Genomic DNA, 14,953 nt, shown 5'->3' on the forward strand with positions numbered 1-14,953 from the left:
ACACAAAGGCAACGTAAGGTTGCCTTTGTATATTTAGGTCACTGATTGTGCTTAGGTGCAACCTTTGGCATAGAGGAAAAAATATGACCCAAGAACAAGGCAAAAAAGCCGAGCAATATGTGAGTGGGGATAATGCGCATCAAACAGGCCATAACCCTGATGTTGCCAACACACTTCCTTATGAAAAAACCATTAAAGTTATAGGCTACACAACACTTATCGTCGCAGTGTTATTGTCTTCATTTCAAATTTGGCAAGGTATTACCTCCACCATATCGGCCACTTATTTTCGACCAGTGCATTTGTGCTGGGTATTAATTCTGATTTTTTTACATTATCCGCTGATTAAAAATCGCCGCAAAAAAGGCTATTTAGCGGGGCGTGTGTTCGATCTTGCATTGTGTGGTATCACCATCTTTGCTGGCTATAGAATGTCCATTTTTGACTACAACGATATTGACCATATGCTTTATGGTTTAGGTACTGTGGATTTAGTAGCAGGCAGTGCATTGCTGGTTTTATTGTTGGAAGGCTGTCGGCGTACCGTGGGGTGGGTGATGGTGCTGATTGCAGGAATGTTTTTAGCCTATAGCGCATTTGGCGACTTACTCCCTGGCGCAATGGCCACCAAAGCTTATTCACTGCAAGAGTTGATTCAGTTCCAAATATATTCAGCCAATGGTGTATTTGGCTCTGCCTTGGGTATTGCGGCCACAACTGTGTTTATTTTTGTATTGTTTGGTGCTTTTTTAGAAGTCACTGGGGCAGGTAAATTCTTTATCGACTTGGCGTTTTCAATTGCGGGTAAGTATCGTGGCGGCCCAGCCAAAGCTGCAGTATTGGCATCAGCTGGGCTTGGCTCTATTTCAGGCTCAGCAATCGCAAACACGGTGACCACGGGCGCTGTGACGATTCCGATGATGAAGAAGTTAGGTTATACCCCTGAGCAGTCTGCAGGTATTGAAGCGTCAGCATCCACGGGTGGGCAAATTATGCCACCGATTATGGGCGCAGGTGCCTTTGTAATGGCGCAGTTTACGGGGGTGCCTTATAGCGACATCATGTTGGCCTCGATTGCGCCTGCAATTTTGTACTTCTTTTGCACCTTACTTTATGTGCACTTAATGGCATGTAAGTTAAACCTTCAAGCGGCGAGTCGTACAGAAGCGGTGATTGAAGTGATGAAACACGGTGCTCATCATCTTATTCCATTGGTGATTATCACCGTGTTATTGATGATGGCCTACTCACCATTACTGGTTGGCGTAGCGGGTTGTGCGGCGATTTTAGTGACAGCTGCACTGCGAAAGCATAGCCGTATTGGGATTAACAAGTTTATCGAAGGCATGAAAAACGGTGCACTATTAGCCTTACCCATTTCGGTGGCTTGTGGCGCCGCTGGGATTATTGTTGGTGTGGTAGGGCAGACGGGGATTGGCTTACAGTTTACCCAATTTGTGATGGATTTTTCTGGCGGTTATATGTTGGTCGCGCTGGGGCTTATCAGTATTGTGGCACTGGTTTTAGGGATGGGCTTACCGGTTACCGCAGCTTATATTGTCMTCGCTGTCATGGCTGTGCCTATGCTGGGTGACTTTGGCTTACCATTATTAACTGCTCACTTAATCGTGTTCTGGTTATCACAAACCTCAAATGTGACTCCGCCGATTGCGCTGGCTGCATTTGCAGGTGCAGGGGTTGCCAATGCTAATCCGATGAAGTCATCCGTTGAGGCATTTAAGTTGGCAGGCGGTTTGTTCATTATCCCAATTATGATGGCTTACACTGACTTACTTAACCCTGAAGCTAGTATGCTGGCCTTTACATTCGCTATTGTTCAAACGGCAAGTATCATAGTCGCGATAGCAATTTCGATTGAAGGTTATTTGTTACGTTCGCTTTCAACGGTTGAGCGCTTGGTTGCAATCACCACTGTCCCTTGGGTGTTATTTAATCCATTTGGCACAGGCGTTATTGGCGTGGTGGTTGTACTCGGGTTATTAGCTGTGCAGTGGAAAACACAAGATAAAGCTACGGTTTAATAGGGTGAGTTAACAAAAAATAGGTTTAGCTTGAACGGCTAAACCTATTTTTTATACCTAATAAGCACATTGATGGTTAACAGCCAGTGATATCGACCGTTAATGTGTAGGTCGTTGCTGAGCCACCAGTGCCAGTCGGTTCAATATAGCGTACATGACAGTTAATGGTTTCATCATCTAAATCATAGCCGTAGCGCACATTTGACGAGCCTACTTCTACGTTTGGTGTACAACTTCCACTACCAAAACAAAAGTCTATCTCAGAGCCGATTTCGAGCATTTGCGGTAACCCGCCGCCATCATTTTCGCCAAAGGCTTCTGGGTAGCCCAGTTTCATCTCTATTACTTCGCCGTTGTAATCAATCAAACTGCGGTCATCTTTTTCGACGCCATCAATAGCAGCGCGTGAATAGGCTAAATCAAGTGAAGACTGAATCGCGGCTTTTACCCCTTGTACGGTCGCGATTTTTGCATCACTTTGAAGGTTAATAAATTTAGGTGCAGCAATAACAGCGAGGATCCCTAAAATAATGATAACAATCACTAATTCAATTAACGTAAAGCCTTTAGTGCTTGTGAGTTTAATTGAGCCTGAGGTTGAGTTAATCGCCATCTTCTGTCCTTTAAAGTGAATTAACAGCTTGTTTATTAGGGTTTACTTATGTCTTGTATGTTAAAACACATTGACTAAGATGCATAAGAAAAACTTCAATTAACCTATTTAGGGTAGTAAATCCTCCCCTATTTTGATTGCTAATCTGTGACTTTTTATTGTCATATTGCTTCAATATTTCGTGTAAATAGAGTTAAAAAAGCGTGCTGTTTTTTGGTTTTTTGGTCCAATTATAGTTTGCTCACCCCCTCCTAAATAATTACTTTTGGCGACCTTGGTGAAATATTTGTTAAATATGTGACTAATTAATATCAAGTGTTTATCTGTGTAAGCTATTGTTTTTTTAATGATTTTAATATTTCCTTCATTATTCTGAAATCTTGTTGTCACTTAGGCGAAGTCTTTTTGTCATTTTTGCAGGTTAATTTGTCGACCAGCCAAATTACTTAACACGCTTAATTCCGTCCTCGGAGATGACAATGGAACTGAAAAACATTTTTAAACTTAACGCTGTATCTGCTGCACTTTCTGCAACCTTATTACTTGCAGGTTGTGGTGGTGATATCAATATCGATACAGGTTCAGACACTGAAACGCCAACAACTCCAGATACGCCAACGACTCCTGACGTATCAGATCAAGAAGCGGCTTACGGTGGATTTGCTGAGAAGAGTGCAACAATTGCTGCAATCGACGGTAAAGAAGTTTGGGTATTATCTGGCACACTTGCTCCTTCAACAGGGGCGTCAACGGTTAACGTTGGTGGTCAAGACGGTGACAAGATTATCCTAGGCAATGATGTTGTTTGGATGCTTGATGGCGCAGTTATCGCTGGTGGTGATAAAGCAGATTCAGTTGAGCTATCTGTCATGGCGGGCACTAAAATTGTAGGTGGAAGCGAGTCTTACCTAGTGATTAGCCGTGACTCAAAAATTATGGCAGAAGGTACTGCTGAAGCGCCTATCGTGTTTACATCATTGGAATCTGCACTGGGTCAAGAAGGCCAAGCGGGTCAGTGGGGCGGTTTAGTATTACTTGGTAACGCACCGGTTAACTCTTGTCCTGATTTAACAAGTTGTGATGCCGCTTTTGAAGTTGGCAGTCACAGTTACGGTGGCGATGACACAGAAGATAACTCGGGTGTTATTCAGTATGTTCGTGTTGAGTTTGGTGGCTTTAAAATCAACGACACACAAGAAATGAATGGTATTAGCTTTGCCGCAGTCGGTGCGGGCACCACAGTTGACCATATTCAAATTCATAAAAATAACGATGATGGTGTTGAATTTTGGGGCGGTAACGTTTCGCTTTCACACGTAGTGTTAACTGAAAACTTTGATGATTCGTTAGATTGGACTAACGGTTGGCAAGGTAGTGCACAACACGTTTATATTCGCCAAGAAGATAACGGCTCTAACCGTGGTATTGAAGCTGACAGTAACAGCAGTGCAGAAGCTGAACCACAATCTCGTCCTGCGTTAGCTAACTTTACTATTCAAGTGGCTAACGGCACTAACAGTGGCGGTGATGATGCCGAAGGTATTTTATTCCGTAAAGGTACAGCAGTAGATGCTTACAACATGCTTGTAAAAGGCGATGTTGATTCTGGTGAATGTTTAGAAGTTAATGATGACAACACTGTAACCACAGCTGAAGCGGGTAACTTAAACATGCAACACAGCTTAATTGATTGTGTTGAGCCGTTTAAAGATGCCAAACCTGATGCGGATGAAGGTCGTGAGTTAGCACTTGATGTTGAGCAATGGTTCCTAGAGCAAGATGGTAACTTAGCTGGTGCATCTGATTTATCAGGTTATATGCCTAATTCATCATCAGTCGCACTGACTGGTGGCGCTGCAGATTTAGCTAATATGGATGACCGTTTAGTTGATGCGCAGTACATTGGTGCTTTCGATGGCACAACTGACTGGACTACAGGTTGGACGACAGCTATTCACGAAGATGCTGCGCCTGCACCGACTGAACTGCCAGTATTAACATCTTGTCCTGTTGGCACAACGTCAGAAGAAGTGGTAGCTGGGCTTTATAAAGATGCTAGCGTCACTTTAGTGTGTTCAATTCAAGGCAATATCACTTCAAATACCACGCTACTTGCTGGTCAAAACGTGATGTACAAAGTGGATGGTGGCGCGGTCGTTGTAGGTGGTGATAACACTGATTCTGCAACGTTAGCCATTCAAGCTGGTACGCAAATTTTTGCTACAGATAACAGCTACATTGCGATTAGCCGTGGCTCTAAAATCATGGCGCAAGGCAGTGCAGAACACCCAATCGTGATGACTTCACAGCAAGATGTGATTGCTGGTGCTGAAGGTGAGCGTGGTCAATGGGGTGGTTTAGTGTTACTGGGTAACGGCGAAACCAATACTTGTCCTGATAAAAATGCATGTGACGCTTCATTCGAAGTTGGCGATTTCCCATACGGCGGTAACGACAACACAGATAACAGTGGTCAAATTAGTTATGTGGTTGTTAAGTATGCTGGCTTTAAAGTAAATGATACCCAAGAAATGAACGGAATCTCGTTCGCAGCAGTGGGCAGTGGCACGCAAGTAGACCACATTCAAGTTCATGCGAATGGCGATGATGGTGTCGAGTTCTGGGGTGGTGCGGTCAATCTTAAATATGTTTACCTAACCGACAACTTCGATGACAGCTTAGATTGGACTAATGGCTGGCAGGGTAAAGCACAATACGTGTATATCACTCATGAAGATGGTCAAGCTAACCGTRGTTTTGAAGGCGATAGCCACAAAGGCGCTGACGATACGCCAGTTTCAAATCCTACTATTTCTAATGTAACGATTCTGCCTGGTACCGATATTGAAAATGCCAGTGGCGACAAAGGTGAAGGCATTATCCTTCGTGTTGCAACGGCAGCTTCAATTCACAACTTATTGATTCAAGGTCGTAAAGGGTCAACCTCTGATACTGAGTCGGGCGAGTGTCTAGAGCTAGACGGGACTTATGCAGGTCTTGTGGACAATGTTAACGATGGGTCATTAATGATTTCTCACTCAGTTATCGATTGTAACGAGCCATTCAAGTACAGCTCTGATAATGCAGCCACAACGGATGCTGTTGATACAGAAGCATGGTTCCTTGCTCAAACGGGTAACTCAGCACAAGCAGTAACATTAACAGATGGCATGCCAGCAGGTACTGACACAGTATTGCTAGGTACAGGTCTGGATATGAGTACTGAAGACAGTTTCTTCGAATCAACTGACTACATCGGTGCATTCGACGGTCAAACTGACTGGCGTGAAGGCTGGGCATTTATCAAGTAACTAAAGAGGTTACTTGCTAAGCCCTAAACATCAGGGAGCACCTCCCTGATGTTGCATAAGCGCTCAGTAAGACTCAATTACTGAGCGCTTTTTAAAGTTTGACCAATGAATTAATAAGTTTCTTATCTGCCATTGATACCGTAGACATAAGAGTCAAAGCGATATCGAGATGGCGCTACCTGAACTGTGGACAGGATTGAAAAACGCTATGAAAACCAAGCCGAGTTTTATCGCTAACAAGCTAAGCCTAGCTGTTGTAACTGCTATTTCAGCAGCTTCACTTTTTACAACATTGCCTGCTTACTCGGAAGAAACACCTGAAGTTGATGCAGGTGAAGATTTCCCAATTGAAGTTATTGCTGTTACTGGTCGTTTACGTACCTCTGCGTCAGCTGCTGTTGAAGAACGCCGTGAACAGCCAACGGTTGTGGACATCATGGGATCTGAACAAATTTCCCGTACTGGTGACAGTGACGCCGCAGCGGCGCTTCGTCGTGTAACAGGATTAACCCTAAAAGATGGCAAGTTTATTTATGTACGTGGTTTAGGTGAACGCTATTCAAGTACTTCTTTAAATGGTGCGGTTGTACCATCACCAGACCCTACTCGTAACGTGGTTCCGCTGGATATGTTCCCAGCGTCGATTATTGAATCACTGTCGGTTCAAAAAGCGAGTACCGCAAGTACGCCAGCTGCTTTTGGTGGTGGACATGTTGATATTCGAACTAAATCTATCCCGGCTGATTTTTTCTTCAAAGCATCAATCGGTGGTCGTTACAACACTAATGATTCAGATGACACATATACCTATAACGGTGGCGGCGATGATTGGTTGGGTCAAGACGACGGCACACGCGCCATGCCAAGTAGCATTAATGATGTCACTAATATGTATGGCGGCATTAGCCCAATTGATATCGTGACCGGCTCAAATGGCACCGTTACCTTTCCTGAAGCGCAAGCGATTAACCGTGGTTTAGCCAGTGATATGTACCGTGATATGACGGTATACACCGAAGGTACAGATCCTGGGTTACGCGGAAATATCGCCATTGGCGATCGCTGGGATATCACTGACGATATTATTTTTGGTGCCATGACAGCTGTGTCTTATAAAGAACAAGCAGAAAACTACACCAAAACCGAAGTTGAACTAGCGGGTGATGCTGATAACGTTCAAATCGAAAACGCTAAAGATGTGATGGGAACTGACTCAATTGTGCAGATGTCAGGCATGTTGAATTTAGGTTTAGAAATTGGCTACGACCATAAAATTGAAACCTTCTCAACTTACTTACGTGATACCTCAGATGACGTGTCAGTGGCCATCGAAGAAACCATCGATACCATTTCAGAGCCTAACGCACTGCAGGTTTATGATATGTCTTATGAAGAGCGTAACCTTATCAGTAATCAAATTAAAGGGACGCACTTCTTTGAGTACCTGTGGGATTTAGAAGCCAATTGGATGTATTCCAATGCCAGCTCAAAGCGTTATGCACCTAACGAGCTGTCTTACACTTACAACGTTGTTTTTGACGATGCTAACAACATGACAAGTCGTAACTTGAATACACAAGATGCGCCAAAGTATGTCTATAGTCGTCTTGATGATAATACTGAAAATTACAAAATCGACTTAGCATTGCCGATTGAATTTGGTGATGCAAATATCCTTAAAATTAGCGGTGGTTACGAATACTTTGAACGTACTCGTGAAAGCTATGCGACCCGTTTAGGTTTCGATGTGGGCTTAAGCCCAACCGATCCTAATGGCGACATTTTATCGAGTGATTTTGACAAGATTTTCTCAGATGAAAACATCGCTAACGATACATTAGATTTAGAATTAAAAGACGCATCGACCGATACCGAAGACTATGTCGCAGCAGAAATGATTGATGCTGGTTTCGTTAACTTTGATTTTGATTTTGATGATGTATGGCGCTTTGTTGCGGGTGTGCGTTATGAAGACTTCCGCCGTGTCACTCTACCATTAACTCCAGATGGCGAAATCTCTGATGAAAGCGGTCGTTATGACATTGAGGATTATGCGATAGCAGAAGATGGATGGTTCCCGTCGATGTCGTTAACATGGAAGTCATCAGATCAAAGCCAGTGGCGTCTCGGGGCGAGTAAAACATTGGTTCGTCCTGATTTACGTGAAGTGGCGCCAGTTCGATTCCAAGATCCAGTGACTGGATTCGATTTCTTTGGTAACCCAGAACTAGAAAGTTCAGATATCTACAACTTAGATTTACGTTGGGAATACTACTCAGATGACGGTGCTAACTTAAGTGTTGGTGGTTTCTATAAAGACGTTGATGCGCCGATTGAAGCGATTCAACGTATTTCAGAAGCAGGTCGTCAGCTTAAGTTTTATAACGCAGAATCGGGTGTCATATACGGTATTGAAACAGAGTTCTTACATGACCTTGGCTTTATTGGTCGTGAAGGTGGATTCTGGGAAGACTTCTTTGTGGCTGGTAACGTGACCTTAAGTGATTCAGAAATTGAAATCCTAGGTAATGGTGAAATTGACCCAACCAACAATAAGCGCCGTATGACAGGCCATTCAGAGTGGGTTGCTAACATGCAATTAAGCTTTGATTCTCCTGATGAATCTCACAGTGCCACACTGGTTTATAACGTATTTGGAGAGCGTATTGCCTACGGTGGTCGTGGTGGATTAGATGATGTCTACGAGCAACCTTTCCACAGCTTAGATTTTACTTACAGCTTCTTACCAACAGAAAGTTTTGGAGTGAAATTTAAAGTGAAGAATATCCTTGGTGAAACAACAGAGTACGATCAGCAAGATGTGGTGGTATATGCAAAAGAGCCAGGAACAGAATTTACCTTACAGTTTAATTACGAGTATTAATGGGTAATTAGCAAGGTAAACCAAGTACGGGCTATTGGCATTTTTACTCATCCTTTAAATGCCAATAGCTGTGTACATAGTGTGAGGTGCAATATGACTTCTGGAACAAGTTAAATTGGTTATGCCGAACACGTTTATTTAAGACAAATGTAAGACCAGTGCAATTGGTAACGGTATTACTTCATCCTTTTACTTTTATCAATGCGCGAGGCCACTTTCTTCTGGAACAAGAAAGTGGCCATTTTTATTGTTAGCTTTGGTAAATTAACTGCGTTTTAGCAGCAGTTAAGCTTGGTTGCTGTCAATAAAGTTACTGATAGCCTTTGATATTAAATCTTTTTTCATTTGAGTTTTTGCCACAGGTTGATCAAACCAAAAACTCATTGGCTGATCAAAACCAATACCATGCATGTAGTTGTAAATAGCCTTTCGTAAGCCTTCACCTAGCATTTCATGATCGGTATTGGTTGGGTCTGTAAACTCAACATCATTTTCGGCAAACAAAATTTCTGGCCGTTCGACCAATGTAATTCCGAATTGGTCTGGGTTCATACCGATAGGGCTGTGGACTGTTGCGACAAAACGATGCCAGTACGCCGATTGAAAACAACCTTGAGCCATCATTTGACGAACCATTTCGAGCGAATCAACGGTTTCTTGTTCGGTTTGTGTAGGAAAGCCATACATGAGATAGGCGTGAACCATAATGCCTGCATCGCTAAATGATTTAGTGACTTGTGCAACTCGTTCAACACTGACACCTTTCTTCATGAGTTTTAGTAGTCTGTCTGATGCTACCTCTAAGCCGCCGCTCACAGCAATACAACCAGAGTCGGCCAGTAATTGGCAGCGAGCTTGGCTAAAGGTTCTTTCAAAACGAATATTACCCCACCAACTGATCACTACATTTCGCTCAATAAGGCGTTTGGCAAATGCAAATAAGGTTTTTGGTGGCAGGGCTTCATCAACAAAGTGAAATCCTGTTTGGCCTGTTTCTTCAATTAACTGTTCGATGCGATCCACTAAAATATCAGCGCCTGCAGTATCGTAGCGATCGATGTAGTCGAGACTAACATCGCAAAAACTACATTTTCGCCAGTAGCAACCGTGGGCAATGGTTAACTTGTTCCAACGTCCATCACTCCAAATTCGGTGCATCGGGTTAAGCATTTCGCACAATGACAAGTATTCATCTAAGGGGAGGCCATCATAAATTGGCGCGCCCACATCGACTTGTGGAATATCGTGCAAGGCAGTATTTTCGTTAAAATGCACATACGGATGACCATGCTCATTTTCTGCGAGAAAATACGTTCGGACTAAATCGTCGACTTCCCGCTGACCTTGAAAATATTCAAGTAAGGTCAGAAAAGGGCGCTCGCCATCATCAAGACAAATAAAATCTACAAATTCGAATACACGAGGATCTTTCAGAGCACGTAGCTCTGTATTAATAAAGCCGCCACCAAGTACGACTGGTAACTCAGGGTTAATGGCTTTACAGGTTTGCGCAATACGCAGTGCACCAAGCATATTGCCTGGAAAAGGCACCGTTAATGCAACCACACTTGGCTGAGTATCTTCAAGATAATGCTCAACCAGTTGTTCTAGAATCTCTGAGCTGAAAGTGGGCTCATCCATTAAGGTGTCGTAGAGGTTATCAAAGCTTGGATTCGCTGCAGCAAGTTGCTCGCCATAGCGGCTGACTTCAAAGTAAGGATCAACCCCTTGAGTAATGACATTGGAAAGATCATTTATAAATAACGTGGCTAAATACTTGGCTTTATCTTGTACGCCTAAGTTACCAAAGGCTGCTTGGAGAACATCGCCAGAAACGGCTTCCATCTGCGCAATGGCATCAAAAGCTGGGCCTTCAGGTAAAAATCGTCGTGAGTTGATCCGTAGCGCTAAACTAGGATCTTTACCTTGTAAAAAACGGATCGCAGCTTCAACACACTGATGATAACGTTCAAATTCTGCTAAAAATGCATGTACTGCAGGTGGGAGTTCATCGTCTTCAAAATGCTCGAAATTTGCTTCTACATGTTGACGAATAATTTCCAGTGCAGGGGCGGTCATCATTTCTAAAAACAGCTCAATGGCAGGATCTCGTTGCACCGCTTCATAGCCCTGAGAGCGAAGGAACCCGGTTAAATAGGCCGTAGCTGGATAAGGCGTATTTAGCTGAGTCATGGGTGGGGTCATTAGAAGTACGGTCATAGCCTGCCTTTGAATAATAAAACTTTGCTGCTTTTCTAGCATAGTCATAACACAAGCCCTTAGTAAGCTTTTGAGTTATACATAGCCGCAAAGTCAGGCAGCCGATACAGTTGCCATCAATAATCGAGGGATTCTAGCAAATGCGCTAAAGGGGTTCTACTTCAAGATGAAAGTGGTGGCGAGTCAATGGGAGTTTACTGGTAAAAAAAATGGATTAGCTGATATAACCAATTGCTAGTGAGTATATTATTAATGGTGATTACAGCGACTTGAATTTTAAAGCTGAATGCTTTTATTTAATAACAAGGGGTAAAGTTAAGCCTTGTTGAATTTATATTTAAGGCGCTTGGTTTTAAGACAGTGAGATATTATTGGGGGGACAAGTTTCTGAACGAGTTTTATATAAGAGAATGTAACGGCCAAATATAAATAATAGACCAACTTAGGATATATAAGCTGGCCTATTTTATATTGACGATTTAATTATTTTTTAAAGAATGCTTCGTTAGTGCCATATGGGCCTAAGTTAAGATCGCGCTTACGAATTTCATCAACACGATCAAATGCTTCTTCTGCAGCGTGAAGGTTTTTCACATCACGACGCCAGTAATATTTGAAACCATTAAAGTTAGCATTGTTTGGGTACCAGTAGAATACACCAAGCCCTTCATCATCAAGGATTGGAGTGTTATGGATGGCATTACCCGGAATATAAAAGTACTGTCCTTTCTTTAATGGTTGGAACGTATTTTGAGCTAATGTTTTACTGCCGCCGTTGACCACGTAGTAACATTCAGGTTGTCCGTGGAAGTGAGGCTCATGATCAGATTTACCACCATTAGTAATACCAATAACCATTGGCGAGTCTGCTAGATCTTTCCAGATGTAACCCACTGGAGAGTTCGCTACGTCGCAGTTTTTTGCTTCAAGTACGTTACCTTCATCATCCAATGTTTTACAAAAACGTTGATCTTTAGCGATGCTGTCATTTGCTTGAATAGTATTAAAGTCAATTTTACCCGCTTCCCAATCGGCAATGTATGCTTCAATTTCTGGGTTACTACATTGCACTGGCATCGTGTCTTGTGGTGCATGCACACTGCTGTCAAATGGGACTGGTGTCATTTGTTGGTAAGGGAGCTGTGCATGGTTACATTGAGGACCTTGTGCAACAGCAGCTGTTGATGCTAGCGCAGCAATACCAAAAATCATCTTTAATTTCATTGTTAATCCTATTTAGAACTGTGATATTTGAATGTTAAATTCGTTTTTTATTAATATGTTTTTACTATAAATACAAAAAGGTAAATTAAAGGTGAAATAGATCACGTACCTTTTTCAGTGACAATTTTATTCGTGACAGCTATCGCGATTTTTTATTAATTGAGAATATCTTCAAATAATCTATTTAATTGGGTTTTATGTTTACAAATAATAAAAACACACGTTAATGCTTTTATTATTTTGTTAATTGCAGCAAGACTTAATCATTATTGAAAAGAAAACTGCATACTGAGCTGCAAGTATTGCGATTGACCGTTTTGAACAAGCTCAGTGCTTTCTAACCTAGCTTTGTCATTAATGGCATATTGGCCCACCTCGACACCGACACTGAGTTCGGGTGTTAGGTTAGTGAATAAATTCACCCCCACATGGGTCCGTCGATTGCGTTGTACTTCGGTAGCGGTATGACCGATAAACAGGCTAGTTCGCCAGTTGTGATCCCAAAAGTGACGATAAGCTGCCATGGCTGACAAGGTGGTTTCTAATTCGCCTTCGATCATGTCTTTTGCAGCATCGGTACCCACATAGCGGCCTAAGTTGCCATAGTGCAATTGAATACGTAAATCGTCTTTGCCGAATGTACGCAGTTTGCCTGCAACTGACATTCCAGTGCTGACTTGCTGGGTCTGATCTGGGTCTAAGTAGCGAATAACACCAGAGGCTGAAACATTACCCCAATCGCCTTTCGTGTTATAACGCACAATAAAATCAGGTACATAATCATTGCGAGTGTCAATCCAGTCTGGCTGTTCATTAAGCGATGAACCTGGATTAGTGCCATAGGTATAAGGGTTTTCAAGTGCAAACTGCCAATGATTAAAGGTATAACGTACTAAAGCCTGGCGCACCATGGCTTGACCAACGAGTGGGCCACCAAGATCTGCGGTTTCTGCAAAAGCTGTCGTATTGACTAGTGTCGACCAAGTTTGTCCTGCAACGACATCTTGGTATTCAATAAAAGCATGCCTTAATCTCGGGCTGTATGAGTTAGAGATAATGGCATTACCTTGAGATGAGCCTACGAAGTCAATCTCAATAAAGCCACGAACATCATTAGACGACACGCCAAGGTTTAAGCGACTTTCTTGGGCGCTAAATTGTGTGCGTTGAGTGGGTTCAGATACCGAGCCGCCTCCGGTCCAGCTGTCTTGGAACGCAATATCACCGTTAACATGGCGTGCATTCATTTTAAGAAAACCACCCAGTTCAACTTCCATTGCCTCTGAAAATGGTGCGCAAAAAGCTAAACAGGCACACAAAGGTGTGACAATAATCCGTTTATTCATAGTTAGCGTGTCGGAACGAAATGAGCCCAGTAAAAAGTGATGACAACAAGTGGTCACTCAAAACGGTTGGTTAATAGAAAGAGCACCAGCAAAACGTGGGAGTATGAAAGTGTTTTGCTGATACTCAGTATATTGTCGTTACGCTGGCGTTAATGGCCAGAAGTCATGACTTAGAAGTAATAACCAAAGTTAATGTTGATACGTTTGTCCCAGTCATCTCCGATTTCTGGTAAACCAACATGGTCATTATTTGCCGTTGAGAAGGTCATGTTTTTACCTAAGATGAAGTCAACCATAGTGTAGGTGGCTCCAGCTGCGATAGCACAACCTGTCACGTTTTGCATGCTGTTGTCATAGCTGTCGTCAGCAACGTCAGGGGTCATTAAACCGAAGTCGTTGTAACACTTCACGCTACCAAAGTCAGTGGCGAAAGTTTTAGCTATGTTAGCGCTGTATGCTTGGCCTTTTGAGGCAATTTCGTATTGCCAGCTAACCACTGCGATACCGATTTTATTGTCATCAGCCGAATCGGCAGCGTCATACTCGTATTGCATGGCTTGTAACTGTAGGTTCCATCCTTTATAGGTGCTGTCTAAATGCAGTGCTACAGCATAACGGTCGCCCATGTTGCCTGTTTCACTGTTATAGATTTGACCATATTGAGCTGAACCGCCAAATGTTGTCGAACCACCTTCGTACTCTGCGGTATAGGTTTGTCTGAAGTTAAAACCGTTAGTTTCTTCGTTATGGTATTCAGTGCCATTAATTTCGCCACTGAATAACGAAGCTGAATAACGTTTGTTTTCAGTTGCGCTATAAACTGGGTTTTTGTAGAACGCGATATCAGTATTCCAGCCATTATTGTCGTAAGACGCTTTAATACCCACATCATGGTTGTCTTCAAAACCTAGGTAGTATGGTAGGCCAAACCACCAGCTGTTAGAGATAAACTCTGGGTTACCAAAAGGCACTTTGTTGATACCAAACTGCAGTTGCCAATTGGGGTCAATATCATAAAAGCCGTAACCGTATTTGATGTAGTTGCTACCTGATGTAAAACGGTATTCCGCGGCTAAGCCCCAATCCCCTTTTTTACCATCAAACTTAATTGCAGCCATATCAAAATCAAGTTCACCTAACTTGTCTTTATTTGATTCATCGTAGTCTCTGTAAGCGTAATTAACGCGCACAGCACCTCCGATGTTAATACCGTCTTCCTGCTCTTCAGCCATGACATTTACAGAAGACATTGCTACTGCTGTGGCCACCATCGACAACATAAACTTGGCGGTTTTTTTCATTCTCATTTCCCT

General features: G+C 42.8%; 8 protein-coding genes. 3 read left to right on the forward strand and 5 right to left on the reverse strand.

The features are described from left to right. Positions 1-83 precede the first annotated feature (83 nt). Entirely contained in the window at positions 84-2,042 is a 1,959-nt protein-coding gene (locus A9267_RS14865) for a TRAP transporter permease (protein WP_082972405.1), read from the forward strand. Positions 2,043-2,118: 76 nt separating this feature from the next. Here A9267_RS14865 and A9267_RS22175 read toward each other — a convergent pair whose 3' ends face one another. Continuing rightward, positions 2,119-2,655, reverse strand: a complete 537-nt coding sequence (locus A9267_RS22175) for a prepilin-type N-terminal cleavage/methylation domain-containing protein (RefSeq protein WP_055022777.1) — start codon at positions 2,653-2,655, stop codon at positions 2,119-2,121. Positions 2,656-3,134: 479 nt separating this feature from the next. Here A9267_RS22175 and A9267_RS14880 point away from each other — a divergent pair, with 479 nt between their 5' ends. After that, entirely contained in the window at positions 3,135-5,966 is a 2,832-nt protein-coding gene (locus A9267_RS14880) for a hypothetical protein (protein ID WP_065109737.1), read from the forward strand. Between the two features lie 208 nt (positions 5,967-6,174). After that, positions 6,175-8,850, forward strand: coding sequence for a TonB-dependent receptor domain-containing protein (locus tag A9267_RS14885; RefSeq protein WP_065110042.1), 2,676 nt, complete (start codon positions 6,175-6,177; stop codon positions 8,848-8,850). A gap of 285 nt (positions 8,851-9,135) precedes the next feature. On the opposite strand, the gene A9267_RS14890 is transcribed toward A9267_RS14885, so the two are convergent. The 4 genes from A9267_RS14890 to A9267_RS14905 all read right to left on the reverse strand — a co-directional run bounded on the left by A9267_RS14890 (position 9,136) and on the right by A9267_RS14905 (position 14,941). Further along, entirely contained in the window at positions 9,136-11,070 is a 1,935-nt protein-coding gene (locus A9267_RS14890) for a B12-binding domain-containing radical SAM protein (RefSeq protein ID WP_065110043.1), read from the reverse strand. Positions 11,071-11,553: 483 nt separating this feature from the next. After that, positions 11,554-12,294 (reverse strand): cupin domain-containing protein, encoded by a 741-nt coding sequence (locus A9267_RS14895; protein ID WP_065109738.1) that lies wholly within the window; start codon positions 12,292-12,294, stop codon positions 11,554-11,556. A 266-nt stretch (positions 12,295-12,560) separates the two neighbouring features. Continuing rightward, entirely contained in the window at positions 12,561-13,640 is a 1,080-nt protein-coding gene (locus tag A9267_RS14900; RefSeq protein ID WP_156669179.1) for a hypothetical protein, read from the reverse strand. Positions 13,641-13,810: 170 nt separating this feature from the next. Then, complete coding sequence (locus tag A9267_RS14905) at positions 13,811-14,941, reverse strand: hypothetical protein (protein WP_119967721.1); 1,131 nt, start codon at positions 14,939-14,941, stop codon at positions 13,811-13,813. Positions 14,942-14,953 lie beyond the last annotated feature (12 nt).

The sequence above is a fragment of the Shewanella sp. UCD-FRSSP16_17 genome, assembly GCF_001675935.1.
GTDB lineage: Bacteria > Pseudomonadota > Gammaproteobacteria > Enterobacterales > Shewanellaceae > Shewanella > Shewanella japonica.